The sequence below is a fragment of the Lentzea rhizosphaerae genome (genome assembly GCF_042649515.1).
Classification (GTDB): domain Bacteria; phylum Actinomycetota; class Actinomycetes; order Mycobacteriales; family Pseudonocardiaceae; genus Lentzea; species Lentzea aerocolonigenes.
On sequence record NZ_JBHRZI010000014.1, the window covers coordinates 67,165 to 82,523 of the forward strand.

The 15,359-nt window shown below is 70.1% G+C and carries 13 protein-coding genes; 5 read left to right on the plus strand and 8 right to left on the minus strand.

Going from position 1 to position 15,359, the window contains the following annotated elements:
* Window position 1: 1 nt before the first annotated feature.
* Window positions 2–1,924 (minus strand): thiamine pyrophosphate-binding protein, encoded by a 1,923-nt coding sequence (locus ACFOWZ_RS16325; RefSeq protein WP_382373254.1) that lies wholly within the window; start codon window positions 1,922–1,924, stop codon window positions 2–4.
* Between the two features lie 75 nt (window positions 1,925–1,999).
* Here ACFOWZ_RS16325 and ACFOWZ_RS16330 point away from each other — a divergent pair, with 75 nt between their 5' ends.
* Window positions 2,000–2,605, plus strand: coding sequence for a hypothetical protein (locus ACFOWZ_RS16330; RefSeq protein WP_382373256.1), 606 nt, complete (start codon window positions 2,000–2,002; stop codon window positions 2,603–2,605).
* Between the two features lie 4 nt (window positions 2,606–2,609).
* On the opposite strand, the gene ACFOWZ_RS16335 is transcribed toward ACFOWZ_RS16330, so the two are convergent.
* From ACFOWZ_RS16335 to pdhA, 3 genes are read right to left on the minus strand one after another with little or no spacing between them, the layout of a single operon-like run.
* Window positions 2,610–3,884 (minus strand): dihydrolipoamide acetyltransferase family protein, encoded by a 1,275-nt coding sequence (locus tag ACFOWZ_RS16335; RefSeq protein WP_382373258.1) that lies wholly within the window; start codon window positions 3,882–3,884, stop codon window positions 2,610–2,612.
* Window positions 3,881–4,870, minus strand: coding sequence for an alpha-ketoacid dehydrogenase subunit beta (locus tag ACFOWZ_RS16340; RefSeq protein ID WP_382373260.1), 990 nt, complete (start codon window positions 4,868–4,870; stop codon window positions 3,881–3,883). Before ACFOWZ_RS16340 ends, ACFOWZ_RS16335 begins: the two co-directional genes overlap by 4 nt.
* Window positions 4,870–5,946, minus strand: a complete 1,077-nt coding sequence (pdhA, locus tag ACFOWZ_RS16345) for a pyruvate dehydrogenase (acetyl-transferring) E1 component subunit alpha (RefSeq protein ID WP_382373466.1) — start codon at window positions 5,944–5,946, stop codon at window positions 4,870–4,872. Before pdhA ends, ACFOWZ_RS16340 begins: the two co-directional genes overlap by 1 nt.
* A 160-nt stretch (window positions 5,947–6,106) precedes the next feature.
* Here pdhA and ACFOWZ_RS16350 point away from each other — a divergent pair, with 160 nt between their 5' ends.
* Entirely contained in the window at window positions 6,107–6,544 is a 438-nt protein-coding gene (locus ACFOWZ_RS16350; RefSeq protein WP_382373262.1) for an Lrp/AsnC family transcriptional regulator, read from the plus strand.
* Between the two features lie 6 nt (window positions 6,545–6,550).
* Here ACFOWZ_RS16350 and ACFOWZ_RS16355 read toward each other — a convergent pair whose 3' ends face one another.
* Both ACFOWZ_RS16355 and ACFOWZ_RS16360 read right to left on the minus strand, forming a co-directional pair.
* Window positions 6,551–7,165: a TetR/AcrR family transcriptional regulator gene (locus ACFOWZ_RS16355; RefSeq protein ID WP_382373264.1), complete on the minus strand. Its 615-nt coding sequence runs from the start codon at window positions 7,163–7,165 to the stop codon at window positions 6,551–6,553.
* 46 nt (window positions 7,166–7,211) lie between these two features.
* Complete coding sequence (locus ACFOWZ_RS16360; RefSeq protein ID WP_382373266.1) at window positions 7,212–8,033, minus strand: 3-hydroxyacyl-CoA dehydrogenase family protein; 822 nt, start codon at window positions 8,031–8,033, stop codon at window positions 7,212–7,214.
* 84 nt (window positions 8,034–8,117) lie between these two features.
* Between ACFOWZ_RS16360 and paaZ the strand changes: the two genes are divergently transcribed.
* Window positions 8,118–10,145 carry a phenylacetic acid degradation bifunctional protein PaaZ gene (paaZ, locus tag ACFOWZ_RS16365; protein ID WP_382373268.1) on the plus strand — a complete coding sequence of 676 codons (2,028 nt, stop codon included), beginning with the start codon at window positions 8,118–8,120 and terminating at the stop codon, window positions 10,143–10,145.
* A gap of 116 nt (window positions 10,146–10,261) precedes the next feature.
* Here the strand turns inward: paaZ and paaK are convergent, their stop codons facing one another.
* Window positions 10,262–11,560, minus strand: coding sequence for a phenylacetate--CoA ligase PaaK (gene paaK / locus ACFOWZ_RS16370; RefSeq protein ID WP_382373272.1), 1,299 nt, complete (start codon window positions 11,558–11,560; stop codon window positions 10,262–10,264).
* Window positions 11,561–11,632: 72 nt separating this feature from the next.
* Complete coding sequence (locus ACFOWZ_RS16375) at window positions 11,633–11,896, minus strand: UBP-type zinc finger domain-containing protein (RefSeq protein ID WP_382373274.1); 264 nt, start codon at window positions 11,894–11,896, stop codon at window positions 11,633–11,635.
* Window positions 11,897–11,952: 56 nt separating this feature from the next.
* On the opposite strand from ACFOWZ_RS16375, the gene ACFOWZ_RS16380 reads away from it, so the two are divergent.
* Together ACFOWZ_RS16380 and ACFOWZ_RS16385 are read left to right on the plus strand one after the other, a co-directional pair.
* Window positions 11,953–13,620 (plus strand): FAD-dependent oxidoreductase, encoded by a 1,668-nt coding sequence (locus ACFOWZ_RS16380; RefSeq protein WP_382373276.1) that lies wholly within the window; start codon window positions 11,953–11,955, stop codon window positions 13,618–13,620.
* Window positions 13,620–15,032, plus strand: coding sequence for an ATP-binding protein (locus ACFOWZ_RS16385; RefSeq protein WP_382373278.1), 1,413 nt, complete (start codon window positions 13,620–13,622; stop codon window positions 15,030–15,032). Before ACFOWZ_RS16380 ends, ACFOWZ_RS16385 begins: the two co-directional genes overlap by 1 nt.
* Window positions 15,033–15,359 lie beyond the last annotated feature (327 nt).

The following is a 15,359-nucleotide window of genomic DNA, read 5'->3' on the forward strand; positions in this document are numbered from 1 at the left end:
TCTACAGCAGTTCGGCGTCTTGTTCGACGCACAACAGGGCGGGTCCGTCGGTGGTGAAGAGCTCGGTCATGGCCTCGTCGAGCTGGTCGCGCCGGTCGACGCGGATGCCGGTCGCGCCGCAGATCCGGGCGTACGCGGCCCAGTCCGGGTTGTGCAGCGAGGTGTGCCAGACCGGGTAGTCCTCGGCGCGCTGCTCCTTGCTGATCTTGCCGAGGGCGTTGTTGTCGAGCAGCACGTGCTTGATCGGGATGCCGTACTTCACCGCGGTGGTCAGTTCGGTCGCGTACTGGCCGAACCCGCCGTCGCCCGTGACGGCGACGATCGGGCGGTCCGGTGCGGCGGCCCACGCGCCGATCGCGGCCGGGTACCCGAAGCCGATCGACCCGAGGTAGCCCGACATGAGCACCGGCTGGCCCTTGGACTCCAGGTAGCGGCCGAGCGAGTAGGCGTGGTTGCCGACGTCCACGGTGACGACGGCGTCCGCGCTCAGGTGCTGTGACAGGGCGGCGAACACCGCCGCCGCGGACACCCCGCGGCCACGGTCGTCCGCGGCGCGACGAGACTTCTCGTGCCGCCAGATGTCCCACCGCGCGGCGACGTCCGGTCGCTGGTCGGTGGACTTCACCTCGTCCAGCTCGTGCACCAGCGCGGCGAGGGTGAGGGCCGCGTCGCCGAGCACGTCGCAGGTGACGGCGTCGAACCGGCCGATCGCGGCGTGGTCGTCGTCGATCTGCACGATCGGCTTGTACGGCGCGATTCCCGTGTGGTTGGCGAACGAGGCGCCGACCACCACCAGCAGGTCGGACTCGTTCATCAGCCAGCTCGCGACGGGCGTGCCGCTGCGGCCGAGCACGCCACCGGCCAGCGGGTGCGAGTCCGGGACGAGACCCTTGGCCTTGAACGTGGTCAGCACCGGCGCGTTGAGGTGTTCCGCGAGCATCCGGACCTCGGTGCGGGCCGCCCACGCGCCGTGCCCGGCGATCAGCACGGGTCGCCGAGCGTCCCGGACGAGCGCCGCCGCCCTGGTCAACGCCGCGTCGTCGGGCCGGGTGCGGCGATCGGACAGCCTGCCGTCCGGCATCGCGGCCTTCGCCTCGGACGGCAGCACCTGCACCTCGTCCGGCAGCACGAGGTGCGCGACACCGCGTCCGTCGATCGCGTGCTTCACCGCCAGCGCGGCGAGCTCCGCGTGGTCGCTTCCACTGTGGACGGTGGTCGTGGACACCGACACGTCCTTGAACACCGCGGAGAGGTCGACGTCCTGGAACGCGCCGCGGCCGAGCACCTTCGACGGCACCTGCCCGGAGATGGCAACGACGGGCGCCTGGTCGAGCTTGGCGTCGTACAGCCCGGTCAACAGGTTGGTCGATCCGGGTCCGGCGATCGCGAAGCACGCCGCGGGCCGGCCGGTGAGCTTGCCGTACGCGCTGGCGGCGAACGCGGCGGCGCCCTCGTGGCGGATCCCGACGTAGGTCAGCTCACCGCGTTCTTCCGCGCGCCGCAACGCCTCGGCGAACCCGAGGTTCGAGTGGCCGACCATGCCGAACACGTGTGTCACCCCGTGCGCCACCAGCGTCTCGACCATGACGTCCGCGACGCTGCGGGGCCGCTGCTCCAGGTCCGGCAGCTCGACGTAGACGCCGTCGTCGCGTTCCTCGACCTCGAACGCCGGCACACCGTCGGAGAAACCCGCGGGTGGTTTGCCCGTCAGCGGGTGGTAGTCGTAGCCGTGCCACGGGCAGCGCAGCCAGCCCTTCTCGATCGCGCCCTCCCCCAGCGGACCGCCCTGGTGCGGGCACCGGTTCTCCAGCGCCCCCAGCCCGGCCCCGCACCGCGACAACGCCACGGTGCGCCCGTCCACGACGACACTGCGCACCCGCCCGTCCTGCGGGACGTCGGCGGGATCCACCCGATGCCACGACATGTAACGCCTCCTCGGTGAGCCGACACTGAGCACTCAGTGCCCGCACCCGTGACCGGCGTTACACGAGGAGACGAGATGACTTTCGAGACCACCCGCCGCGCCCTGCACGGCGCCGCGGAACTGCTCCTGGCCGGCCCCCAGTTCGACCGCAGCGGCACCATCCGGCTGCGCATCACCCCAGGCGGCTTCGGCACCGTCGCCGAACCGGACCTGCGGATCGACGGCGACCAGCTCGTCACCAACGAGGCGCGGCTACCGCTCAAAGGCACGTGCGACGATCTGGCGGCGGCCGCGGGACTGCGCGTCCGCACGCTGACCGACGTGTACCGCGACGGCTCCGGCGTGACCCCCGGCGAGGAGCTCGACGTCGATCCGCACGCCGCCCGGCTGATCGCCGACGCGTTCGCCGAGGGCGACCGGGAGCTGCGCGAGTTCGCCCCGGACCAGACGCCGGTCCTCTGGCCGGAGCACTTCGACCTCGGCATCTCCGTCGACGAGGTCAACTACGGCATCTCGCCCGGTGACGAGCACATCGCCGAGCCCTACGCGTACGTCGGGCCCTGGCGGCAGCGCACCGGGTCCTTCTGGAACACCGCGTTCGGCGCCGCCCGCCCGCTGGCAGAACTCGGCTCGATCGCCGGGTTCTTGGCCGACGGGCGTGCGGCAGCCGCGAAGGACTGACCGACTACAGGTCTGCCATCGCGGACTTCGGGGCCTCGATGCAGTCGGCGACGAACCGGAGGAAGCCGCCCGCGGTGCCTCCGTCGCAGACCCGGTGGTCGAACACCAACGACAGCTGCACGATCTGCCGGGCCACGACCTCGCCGCCGACCACCCACGGCCGGGGCAGGATCCGTCCCATGCCGAGGATCGCGACCTCCGGGTGGTTGATGATCGCGGCGCTGCCGTCGACCCCGAGCACGCCGTAGTTGTTCAAGGTGAACGAACCCGAGCTGAGTTCGGCCGCGGTCGCGGTTCCTTCGCGTGCGGCGGCGGTGAGCCTGCGGATCTCGGTGTCGAGGCCGCGCATGCTCAGGCGGTGCGCGTCCTTGATCGCCGGGACCACGAGGCCGCGGTCGGTCTGGGCGGCGAGGCCGAGGTTGACGCCGTCGAGGTGGGTGATCTCGCCGCGAACGGTGTCGACCCGGGAGTTCAGCTCCGGGAAGCGGGCGAGTCCTGCCACGACGAAACGGGCGACCATGGCCAGAATTCCTGGCGCCGCACCGGTTTCCTTCAGTTCGGCGCGGAGGTCCACCAGGGCGGTCGCGTCGACGTCCACCCACGTCGTCGCCTCGGGGATCTCCGTGCGGCTGCGGGTCAGGGTGGTGGCGACCGCCTTGCGCATGCCCGTCAGCGGCACTCGGGTGCGGATCGGCAAGCCCGTGCGCTGGTCCACGTCGCTCACGACCGCGGCAGGCTGCGGCACGGCGACGGGCTCCGGTGCGGCGGCTGCTTCGACGTCGCGCCGCATGATCAGGCCGTCGGGTCCGGTGCCGGTCAGCGCAGTCAGGTCCACACCCTTGTCACGGGCGAGCCTGCGCACGATCGGCGACTGCACAGCGGGCCGTTCCCCGTTCCGGGTCTGCCTCGTGGGCGCGGGACGGGGAACGGCCCTTCTCCGGCGGCGGCGAGACGAGGCCGCCCCCGAAGTTCCGTAGCCGATCAGGACGTTGCCCGAACCGGCGCGCTCTTCCTCCACATAGGACTCCGCGGCGGAAGGCCCCGCGTCGACCGAGATCAACGGTGAGCCGACCTGCAGCGTGGCGCCTTCCTCACCGTGCAGCCGTGCGATCACGCCGCCGAACGGCGAGGGCACCTCGACCATCGCCTTGGCCGTTTCCACCTCGGCGACGGGCTCGTCCACCGCGACGGGGTCCCCGGTCTTGACCAGCCACCGGATCAGCACGGCCTCGGTCAGTCCCTCGCCGAGGTCGGGCAGGTCGAACACCCGGGTGCTCACGCGGCGTCCTCCCACTGCAACGTGTCGACGGCGTCGAGGATCCGGTCCACGCCGGGCAGGAAGTGGTGCTCCAGCTTCGGCGGCGGATACGGCACGTCGAACCCGGTGACGCGGCGCACCGGCGCCTCGAGGTGGTGGAAGCAGCGCTCTCCCACGCGCGCTGCGATCTCGGAGGCGACCGAGGCGAAGCCTGGTGCCTCCGCGACCACCACGGCCCTGCCGGTCCTGCGCACCTCGGCGCACACGGTCTCGTCGTCGAACGGAACGATGGAGCGCAGGTCGACCACGCCCAGGTCCCGCCCTTCGGTCGCGGCCTGCTCGGCGGCGGCCAGCGCCACCGGCACGGACGGGCCGTAAGCGATCAACGTGGCGTCCCGTCCCTGACGCCGGACCACCGCGCGGCCGATCGGCGGCACCGGCACCGAGACGTCGACCTCTTCCTTGGAGAAGTAGTGCTTCTTGGGCTCCAGGAAGACCACCGGGTCGGGGCTGGCGATGGCCGCGCGCAACAGTCCGTAGGCGTCCGCATTGGTGGCCGGTGCGACGACGGTCAGGCCGGGGGTGTGCGCGTAGTAGGCCTCGGACGAGTCGCAGTGGTGCTCCACTCCGCCGATCCCACCGGCGTAAGGGATTCGGATGACGATCGGCAGCCGCACCTTGCCGCGCGTGCGGTTGCCCAGCTTCGCGACGTGGCTGACGATCTGCTCGAACGCGGGGTACGCGAAGGCGTCGAACTGCATCTCGACGACCGGGCGCATGCCGTTCATGGCCATTCCCACGGCCATGCCGACGATTCCGGACTCCGCGAGCGGGGTGTCGAAGACCCGGTTCTCACCGAACTCGGCGTGCAGCCCGTCGGTCACGCGGAACACTCCGCCGAGCTGGGCGACGTCCTCGCCGAACACGACCACCGAGTCGTCCTCGGCGATGGCGTCCCGCAACGCGGCGTTGATCGCCTGTGCCATGGTCATCTTCGGGGCGCTCATCACGCTTCCTCGAGGTCGAGCTCGGCCCGCAGCGTCGCGCGCTGTTCCGCCAGCTGTGGGGTGGGGGTGGAGTACACGTGGGCGAACAGGTCCCCGGGATCGACCGGTGTGTCGGCACCGACTCCGGCACGGACCGCGGCCGCCATCTCCTCGGCGGCGGCAGTGATCTTCTGTTCGAGGTCGTCGTCGAGCGCGCCGGCCTTCCTGAGGTAGGTCCGGACTCGCAGCAGCGGATCACGCGGCAGCCACTCGGTGACCTCGTCGTCGGTGCGGTAGCGGCTGGCGTCGTCGGCGTTGGTGTGGGACTCGATGCGGTAGGTGTCCGCCTCGACCAGCGTCGGCCCCTCGCCCCCACGAGCCCGTGCGACAGCCTCGCCGAGCACCTGTTCCAACGCCGGCAGGTCGTTGCCGTCGACCCGGAAACCCGGCATGCCGTAGCCGATCGCCTTGGCCGCGAGCGAAGGCGCGACCGACTGGCGGGCCAGCGGCACCGAGATCGCGTACTTGTTGTTCTGCACGAAGAACACCACCGGGGCGCGGAAGACGGCGGCGAAGTTGCAGGCCTCGTGGAAGTCGCCTTCGCTGGTGGCGCCGTCGCCGCACAGCGCCATGACCACCGTGTCCTCGCCCTTGAGACGAGCCGCGTGGGCGACGCCGACCGCGTGCAGCAACTGGGTCGCGAGCGGCGTGGCCTGAGGTGCGACCTTGTGCTCGTCCGGGTCGTACCCGCAGTGCCAGTCGCCGCGCAGCAGGGTGAGCACCTCGACCGGGTCCACTCCGCGTGCGGCGATCGCGGCCGTGTCGCGGTAGGTCGGGAACAACCAGTCGCCGTCCGCCAGGACCGACGCGCACGCGACCTGACAGGCCTCCTGTCCCCGCGAGGAGGGGTAGACGGCCAGGCGTCCCTGACGGACGAGCGCGCCGCACTGTTCGTTGAGCCTGCGGGCGAACACGAGTTTGCGGTAACCCTCGACCAGCGCCTCCGGGTCGGGCACCGACGCTCCCCTGACCAGCCGGCCGGTCTCGTCCAGCGACCGGGCCGGGGTGATCGCCGCCTTGAGCTGACCGGCACTCATCCGCACCTCCAGGAGCAGTTGCATCGAGTCCGGATTTTGCCCAGACACAGGGCCATTCGACTACATTGAAGCGACACTGCGAGACGATTGGCTCGACGAAGCGATTCAGCCGATCCAGCTGGCTTGTCAGGCGGCACTTTTGACCTAGGGAGCGAGACGCGTGGACACGGAGCTGGACGAGATCGACCGCAGGATTCTCAGCGAGCTCGAGTCGGACGGCCGGTTGTCCGGACGCGCGCTGGCCGAGCGCGTGACGATCTCGCGCGCGAACGCCTACGCCCGCTTCGAACGCCTCGTGGCGGACGGGGTGATCACCGGCTTCACCGCGCGGGTCGACCCGGTCAAGGTCGGCCTGACCACGTCGGCCTACGTGGCGATGACCGTGCGGCAGAGCAACTGGCGCGATCTGCAGGTGAAACTCCGCGCCATCTCCGAGGTGCGGCACATGGCGCTCATGGGCGGCGAGTTCGACGTGATGCTGCTCGTCCGTGCGGAGGACAACAACGCCCTGCGCCGTGTCGTCCTGGAGCAGCTGCAGACGATCCCCGGCGTGCTGTCGACCAAGACGTTCCTGATCTTCGAGGACGCCGAGAACTGACCCGGGTCAGGCGCCTCGCACGCGCAGTCCGTCGAACGCCACCATCGCCACCACGTCCGCGAGCTCGGCCGCGCCGAGTCCACCCTGCGGCCGGTACCACTCGATGAGCGAGTTGACCGTGCCGAACAGCAGGCGGGTCGTCATCGCGGGGTCGATGTCCGCGCGGAGGTCACCCTCGGCCGCGGCGTCGGCCACCAGACCGGTGACGAGGTCGTCGAACTCGCGGCGCCGGGCCATCGCCTCGCGTTCGGTCTCGCTGTTGCCGCGCACGCGCAGGAGCAGGGTGACGAACGGCAGTTGCTCGACCAGGACCGCGACACTGCCGCGGACGAGGTGCTCGAGCCGGTCGACGGCGCGCCCGCCGACCGCGTCCAGTTTGGTCACCTCGGCGAACAGGCCGTCGAGCGCCCGGTCGACGGCGAGGTGGAGCAGGGCTTCCTTGCTCGGCACGTGGTGGTAGATCGCGGACTTCGCGACGCCGAGGTGGGTGGCGAGGTCCTGGATGCTGGTGCCGTCGTAGCCGCGTTCGTAGAACAGCTCGGCGGCGGCTTTGAGCAACGTCTCCAGGTCGTAGCCCGGACGTCCGCGGCGCCTCGCCCTGCCGTTCTCCGTCGTGGTCATGCGGTGCAGTGTTCCAAACACCGCCGGATCACGTGCCGACGTGCCGTCACCACTCGTAGAACCCCTTCCCCGTCTTGCGGCCCAGCTCACCGGCGGCGACCTTGTCGCGCAACAGCCGCGGCGGGGCGTACCGCGGGCCGAGCTCGCGTTCGAGGTGTTCGGCGATCGCGAGGCGCACGTCGAGGCCGACCAGGTCCGTGGTGCGCAGCGGTCCGACGGGGTGCCGGTAGCCGAGGGTCATGGCGCTGTCGATGTCCTCGGCCGACGCGACGCCCTCCTCCACCATCCGCATCGCTTCCAGTGCGATGGCGACACCGAGGCGGCTGCTCGCGAACCCCGGCGAGTCCTGCACGGTGATCGCGTGCTTGTCCAGGCCGCGCACCCATTCCCGGGCCTGCTCGACCAGTGCGGGCGGAGTCCGCCTGCCGACGACCACCTCGACGAGATCGCTGGCGGGCACGGGGTTGAAGAAGTGCAGTCCGATGAGGACGGACGGGTCGGGCAGCGCCTGCGCCAGCACGTCGATCGACAACGAGCTGGTGTTCGTGCCGATCAACGCCTGCGGGGCCGATCGTGCGATGGTGGCGAGCACGGCCTGCTTCAGTTCGACCAGTTCGGGGACCGCCTCGACCACGAGCGACGCCGACGTCAGCAGCGCCGGATCCGTGACCACTTCGACGGTGCCGTGGATCGCGATGCCCTTCTCGGCGGCTTTCGCCAGGCTCTTCTCCACCCGTGCCCGTGCGGCGTCCGCGGCGGCCTCGGTCTCGACGATCGTGACGGTGCTTCCGGCGAGCGCGAACGCGTGGGCGATGCCGGCACCCATCCGTCCACCGCCGTACACGCCAACAGATGCAGGAACGACCATCACGACTCCCACGATTTACTGACCGAACGTTCTGTATTACCGTGGCACAGAGAAGCCGCGAGGGGCAAGGGAAGGGATCCGACAGTGACCGCACTGCTCGAGAGCTACGCAGCCGGCCGTTGGTTCCGCGCTCAGGCCGACGGAGAACCGCTGCTCGACGCGGTGACCGGCGAGGAGGTCGCGCGGCTGACGAGCGAGGGCCTCGACCTGCGCCAGATGACGGACCACGCCCGGCGCGTCGGCGGGCCGGCGATCCGCGAGCTCACGTTCCACCAGCGTGCCGTGCTCATCAAGGAACTGGCCAAGCACCTCAGCGCGGACAAGGACTCGCTCTACGAGCTGTCGTACCGCACCGGCGCGACGAAGCGCGACTCGCTCGTCGACATCGACGGCGGCTTCGGCACGTTGTTCAGCTTCGCGAGCAAGGGCGTGCGGGAACTGCCGAACGACACCGTCGTGCTCGACGGCGGCCTCGAACGGCTCGGACGTGAAGGCACGTTCCTGGGTCAGCACATCTACACGTCGCGGCCCGGTGTGGCCGTGCAGATCAACGCCTTCAACTTCCCCGTGTGGGGCATGCTCGAGAAGCTCGCGCCCGCGTTCCTCGCCGGCCTGCCGAGCATCGTGAAGCCGGCGAGCCAGACCGCCTACCTCACCGAGGCGGTCGTGCGGCGGATCATCTCCTCCGGCATCCTGCCCGAGGGATCGCTGCAGCTGCTGTCCGGCAGCCCGCGCGGGCTGCTCGACGTCCTGGACGAACAGGACTCCGTGGCGTTCACCGGATCCGCGCACACGGCCGGGATTCTGCGCAACCACCCGAACGTCCAGCACGGCGGCGTGCGCCTGCAGGTCGAGGCGGACTCGCTCAACTGCTCGATCCTCGGCCCCGACGTGCGGCCGGGCGACCCCGAGTTCGACCTCTTCGTCAAGGGCGTCGTCAGCGAGATGACGGTGAAGGCGGGCCAGAAGTGCACCGCGATCCGGCGTGCGATCGTGCCCGAGGCGATCGGTGACACCGTGGTCGAGGCGATCGCCGCCCGGCTCGCGAAGATCACCGTGGGCAACCCGGCCGACGAGAACGTGCGGATGGGCGCGCTGGCGTCACTCGGGCAGCGGGACGAGGTGCGCAAGGCGGTCGAGTCGCTGCGCAACTCCGCCGAGATCGTGTTCGGCGACCCCACCGAGGTGAAGCTCATCGACGCGGACGCCGAGCGCGGCGCGTTCCTCTCCCCCGTGCTGCTGCGAGCCGGCGCCGACGCGCCCGAGCCGCACGACGTCGAACCGTTCGGCCCGGTGAGCACGGTGATCACCTACCGCACCACCGCCCAGGCGATCGAACTCGCCGCCCGCGGCAAGGGCAGCCTGGTCGGCTCCCTCGTCACGCACGACCCCGCCGTGGCCCGGCAGGTTGTCCTGGGCGTGGCACCGTGGCACGGCAGGATCCTGGTGCTGGACCGCGACGACGCGGCCGAGTCGACCGGGCACGGCAGCCCGCTGCCGATGCTGGTGCACGGCGGCCCCGGCCGAGCGGGTGGCGGCGAGGAGCTGGGCGGTGTGCGCGGCGTGCTGCACCACATGCAGCGCACCGCAGTGCAGGCCTCGCCGGACATGCTCACGGCGATCACCGGCCGCTGGACCACCGGTTCCAAGCGAGTGGTCGACGAGGTGCACCCGTTCCGCAAGTCGCTGGCGGAGCTGAAGATCGGCGACGCGGTCGAGTCCGCGCCGAGGCAGGTCACGCTCGCCGACATCGACCACTTCGCCGAGTTCACCGGCGACACCTTCTACGCCCACACCGACCCGGAGGCCGCGGCGGCGAACCCGTTGTTCGGCGGCATCGTGGCGCACGGCTACCTCGTCGTGTCGCTGGCGGCCGGACTGTTCGTCGAGCCGAACCCCGGTCCGGTGCTCGCGAACTTCGGTGTGGACGGTCTGCGGTTCCTGACGCCGGTGAAGGCCGGTGACACCATCACGGTGACGCTGACGGTCAAGCAGATCACCCCGCGCACCAACGCCGAGTACGGCGAGGTGCGGTGGGACGCCGTGGTGACGAACCAGGACGGGGATCCGGTCGCGACCTACGACGTGCTGACGCTGGTCGCGAAGAACTGAGACGGGCGACGCGCGGCACCGGACATATTTTTTTGGCGCGAAAAGCACGTTCGGGCCATCTATCGGCCCGAACGTGCTTTTCGCGCCAAACGGCAGGCGCCCGGTGGATCCACTGCCTAACGCGCGGGCCGCCGGTCCACGATCCGCTTCATCTTGCCGACGAAACGCTCAATCCCTCCCGGCGCAACAACCTCCACCGCCACCGTGACCCCGATGGAGTTCTTGACGAGCTTCCTGAGCTCAGCCGCCGCCTCCCCGGCGACAACACCCTCGCGGTGCTCGACCACCACGGTCAGGTCGTCGAGGTTGCCCGTTCGGCTGAGCACGCACTGGAAGTGCGGTGACAGCGCGGGAACCCGGAGGATCAGCTCCTCGATCTGGGTAGGGAAGAGGTTCACGCCGCGCAGGATGATCATGTCGTCGGTGCGGCCGGTGATCTTCTCGATCCGGCGCATGGACCGCGCGGTGCCCGGCAGCAACCGGGTCAGGTCGCGGGTGCGGTAGCGGATGACCGGCATCGCCTGCTTGGTCAGCGAGGTGAAGACGAGCTCGCCCTCCTCGCCGTCGGGCAGCACCTCGCCGGTGATCGGGTCGATGATCTCCGGATAGAAGTGGTCCTCCCAGACGTGCAGGCCGTCCTTGGTCTCCACGCACTCGCTCGCCACGCCCGGCCCGATCACCTCGGACAGGCCGTAGATGTCCACGGCGTGCATGTCGAGGCGTTGCTCCATCTCGCGGCGCATGTCGTTCGTCCACGGCTCGGCGCCGAAGATGCCGACCTTCAACGACGTCGAACGCGGGTCGACGCCCTGGCGCTCCATCTCGTCGATGATCGAGAGCATGTACGACGGCGTGACCATGATGATGTCCGGCTCGAAGTCGCGGATCAGCTGGACCTGGCGCTCGGTCATGCCGCCGGACACCGGAACGACCGTGCAGCCCAGCACTTCCGCACCCGCGTGGGCGCCCAGCCCGCCGGTGAACAGGCCGTAGCCGTAGGCGTTGTGCAGGACGTGCCCGGCGCGGCCACCGGCGGCGCGGATGCTGCGCGCGACCACCGCCGCCCACATGTCCACGTCATCGCGCGTGTAGCCGACGACGGTCGGGCGTCCGGTGGTGCCCGAGGACGCGTGGATGCGCACGACCTCGTTGCGCGGCACGGCGAACATGCCGAACGGGTAGTTGTCGCGCAGGTCCGCCTTGCCGGTGAACGGCAGTTTCGCCAGATCTGCCAACGTCTTCACGTCGTCGGGGTGCACGCCCGCGACGTCGAACGACGCCCGGTAGTGCGGCACGTTCTCGTAGGCGTGCCGGACCGACCACCGCAGCCGGTCGAGCTGCACCGCCTGCAGCTCGTCCACCGACGCCGTCTCGATCGGCTCCAGATCGCCCGGCTGCGGGCTCAGGTCCAGCATCTTCCACCCCCTCGTCGGTGCGGCCGCGGATCAGGTCACGCCGGCACGCACGGGCCGTGCGACCGCCTGCGGTCACACGACCATGTCGTCCACGAAGCACCAGCGCCAGGTCTCCCCCGGCTCGAACGAGCGCATGATCGGGTGCCCCTCGTCGGCGAAGTGCTTCGAGGCGTGCTTGGCGGGCGACGAGTCGCAACAGGCGACCTTGCCGCAGCCGAGGCACAGGCGCAGGTGCACCCACCTGCCGCCCACGGCCAGGCAGTCCTCACATCCCTCCGGCGTGGACGGCGCGGGCTCAGGACCCAGCTCGGCGACGTGTTCGCAAGTAGTGGCCACGGCACGAAGGTACCTCCATTGCTGTCATGGGCGAGTTCTGGTGTTTGACTGGGCAGATGACGACAGCCGACCGCGTCGCGCGGCCCTCGATCCTCACGGTGGACGACGACCCGGCCGTGTCGCGGGCGGTGGCGCGCGACCTGCGCCGGATGTACGGCGAGCACTACCGCGTCGTGCGGGCGGAGTCCGGGTCCCAGGCGCTCGAGGCGCTGCACGAGATCAAACTGCGCGGCGAGGAGGTCGCGGCGCTGCTCGCCGACTACCGGATGCCGCAGATGAACGGCATCGAGTTCCTCGAACAGGCCATGGACGTGTTCCCCCAGGCACGCCGGGTGCTGCTCACCGCGTACGCCGACACCGACGCCGCGATCCAGGCGATCAACGTCGTGGACCTCGACCACTACCTGCTCAAGCCGTGGGACCCGCCGGAGCAGAACCTCTACCCGGTGCTCGACGAGCAGCTGCGCGCGTGGGCGGTGAGCGACCGGCAGCCGCCGCAACGGGTGCGGGTGGTCGGGCACCGCTGGTCGCCGCGTTCCTACGAGGTGCGCGACTTCCTGGCCCGCAACAACGTTCCGTTCCGCTGGCACGCCCTCGACGAGCCGGAAGCACGTTGCCTGCTGACCGCGGCTCACCAGGACGGGACGACCCTGCCCGTCGTGGTCACCGCGCAGGGCAAGGCCCTCGTCGACCCGTCCGACGCGGAGCTGGCCGCCGAGGTGGGCCTCAGCACGCAGCCGTCGGCCGAGTTCTACGACCTCATCGTCGTGGGCGGCGGGCCCGCCGGGCTCGGTGCCGCGGTGTACGGAGGATCGGAGGGACTGCGGACCGTCCTGGTCGAGCGGATCGCGACCGGCGGCCAGGCCGGCACCAGCAGCCGCATCGAGAACTACCTGGGCTTCCCCGACGGGGTGTCCGGCGGGCAGCTGACCGAACGGGCCCGCAGGCAGGCGGTCAAGTTCGGAGTCGAGCTGCTCACCACGCGCGACGTCGTCGCCCTCGAACGCCGGGGAGCCGCGCGCATCGTCCGGTTCGGCGACGGCACGGAGCTCGCCGCCCACACCGTCATCCTCGCCACCGGTGTGTCGTACCGGCTGCTCGACGCGCCCGGACTCGGCGAGCTGACCGGACGGGGCGTGTACTACGGCGCCTCGACGACCGAAGGCCCGAACTGCGCCGGCCAGGACGTCTACCTCGTCGGCGGCGCGAACTCCGCGGGCCAGGCGGCCGTCTACTTCTCCGGGCACGCCCGCAAGGTGGTGATCCTGGTGAGGGGCGACGGGCTGCAGCAGTCGATGTCGCGGTACCTGATCGACCAGCTCGCGGCGATCCCGAACGTGGAGGTCCGCCCGCACACCGAGGTCTGCGGCGGCACCGGTGAGGACCACCTCGAAACGCTGACGTTGCTGCACAACAAGACGGGCGAGACGACGACCGTCCAGGCGAGCTGGCTGTTCGCGTTCATCGGCGCCGCCCCGCGCACGGACTGGCTGGACGGCACGCTGGAGAGGGACGAACGCGGGTTCCTCCTCGCCGGACCCGACCTCGGCGGCTCACCGCCCGGCTGGGACCTCGAGCGGGCGCCGTACCACCTCGAGACGAACGTGCCCGGCGTGTTCGTCGCGGGCGACGTCCGAGCGGACTCGGTGAAGCGCGTCGCGTCCGCAGTCGGTGAGGGCGCCATGGCGGTCACCCTGGTCCACCGCTACCTGGAGAGGTCGTGATGGAGAGGTTCACCGCGGACGGCCTGCGCGAACTGTTCCTGTTCGAGAAGCTCGACGACGAACAGCTGGCCTGGCTGGCCGAACACGGCCACGTCGAGACCCGCGAGGCGGGCACGCCCGTGCTCACCGAAGGCGAACCCGCGACGTGCTTCTTCGTGCTGCTCGAAGGAACTGTCGCCCTGTGCCGCAACATCGGCGGCCAGCGGATCGAGGTGAGCCGCAGCAGCCTGCGCGGCTCGTACTTCGGTGCCACCCAGGCCTACCTGGAGCTCGACCAGCCGACCTACCAGATGACCGTCGAGTCGATCACCGCCACGTCGATGCTGCAGTTCGACGCCGACGAGTTCGGGCCGACCGTCCGCGCGTGGTTCCCGATGGCGATGCACCTGCTGGAGGGCCTGTTCTGGGGCATGCGCAACACCCAGGCGACGGTGGGCCAGCACGAACGGCTCACCGCACTCGGCGCACTGTCCGCGGGCCTCACCCACGAGCTCAACAACCCGGCCGCGGCCGCCGTGCGCGCGACCGCCGCCCTGCGCGAGCGGGTCGCGGGAATGCGGCACAAACTCGCTCTGCTCGCCCAGGGAGCGATCGACCCGTCCGTGCTGCCGGCCCTGGTGAAGCTCCAGGAGAAGGCGGTCGAGCGGGTCGCCAAGGCACCGAAGCTCAGCCCGTTGGAGACCAGCGACGCCGAGGACGAGGTCACCGACTGGCTGGACGACCACGGCATCACCGGCGGGTGGGACGTCGCACCCGTCCTGGTCGCGGCAGGCCTGGACGTCGAGTGGCTGGAAAGTGCGCTCACGCCGTGCCCGGCAGCGGTCACCGCACCCGCCGTGCACTGGCTCAGGTACACGGTCGAGACCGAGATGCTGATGAACGAGATCGAGGACGCCACCACTCGCGTGTCCACTCTGGTCGGTGCCGCCAAGCAGTACTCGCAGATGGACCGCGCCCCGTTCCAGGTGGTCGACGTGCACGAGTTGCTCGACTCCACGCTGGTGATGTTCGGCGGGAAGCTCGCGGACGTCCAGGTCGTCAAGGACTACGACCGGACGCTTCCCCGCATCTCCGCGTACGCCGGCGAGCTCAACCAGGTGTGGACGAACGTGATCGACAACGCCCTGGGCGCGATGAGCGGGTCAGGAACGCTGACCGTGCGGACCTTCAGGCAGGACAGGCACCTCGTCGTGGAGATCGGCGACACCGGCCCCGGCATCCCGGCCGAGGTGAAGAACCGGATCTTCGAACCGTTCTTCACCACCAAACCGGTCGGCCAGGGCACCGGACTGGGGCTGGAGATCTCGTGGCGGATCGTGGTCAACAAGCACCACGGCCACATCCGGGTGGAGTCGGTGCCGGGCGACACGCGGTTCCAGGTGCTTCTGCCCCTCGAAGCCACCGGGCAGTAACTCGCGGCTCGGCTTTGAGCGGCAGCCTGCAGGCGAAGGTACGCAACGGTGTTGTTTGAGTTTGGTCTTCACTGAAGTAATAGTCAGGGCCCGGACAAAGTCGGGCCACCGTGCCGGACCTGGACTCGTGGCGTTTGCAAGTACCACCAACTCAAGATCATCGGGCGTTCTGCTACTACCAACTGGCTTCGGTGGGCGAGCGGAACGCAGTTGGGTGTGGTTGGCGGCGGTTCGATCAAGACTTGGTGGTACTTGCAGACGCCAGTTAGTCAGGCCCTACCAGCAACAACAAGACTTTGCCGGGGCCTTGGAAGCAATAGTGGTGAG

What these genes read in the sequence shown, in the direction of transcription:
- ACFOWZ_RS16325 (WP_382373254.1), bottom strand. Translation starts at nt 1,924, where the DNA reads ATGTCGTGGCATCGGGTGGATCCCGCCGACGTCCCGCAGGACGGGCGG.
- ACFOWZ_RS16330 (WP_382373256.1), top strand. Translation starts at nt 2,000, where the DNA reads ATGACTTTCGAGACCACCCGCCGCGCCCTGCACGGCGCCGCGGAACTG.
- ACFOWZ_RS16340 (WP_382373260.1), bottom strand. Translation starts at nt 4,870, where the DNA reads ATGAGCGCCCCGAAGATGACCATGGCACAGGCGATCAACGCCGCGTTG.
- pdhA (WP_382373466.1), bottom strand. Translation starts at nt 5,946, where the DNA reads ATGAGTGCCGGTCAGCTCAAGGCGGCGATCACCCCGGCCCGGTCGCTG.
- ACFOWZ_RS16355 (WP_382373264.1), bottom strand. Translation starts at nt 7,165, where the DNA reads ATGACCACGACGGAGAACGGCAGGGCGAGGCGCCGCGGACGTCCGGGC.
- ACFOWZ_RS16360 (WP_382373266.1), bottom strand. Translation starts at nt 8,033, where the DNA reads ATGGTCGTTCCTGCATCTGTTGGCGTGTACGGCGGTGGACGGATGGGT.
- paaK (WP_382373272.1), bottom strand. Translation starts at nt 11,560, where the DNA reads ATGCTGGACCTGAGCCCGCAGCCGGGCGATCTGGAGCCGATCGAGACG.
- ACFOWZ_RS16380 (WP_382373276.1), top strand. Translation starts at nt 11,953, where the DNA reads ATGACGACAGCCGACCGCGTCGCGCGGCCCTCGATCCTCACGGTGGAC.
- ACFOWZ_RS16385 (WP_382373278.1), top strand. Translation starts at nt 13,620, where the DNA reads ATGGAGAGGTTCACCGCGGACGGCCTGCGCGAACTGTTCCTGTTCGAG.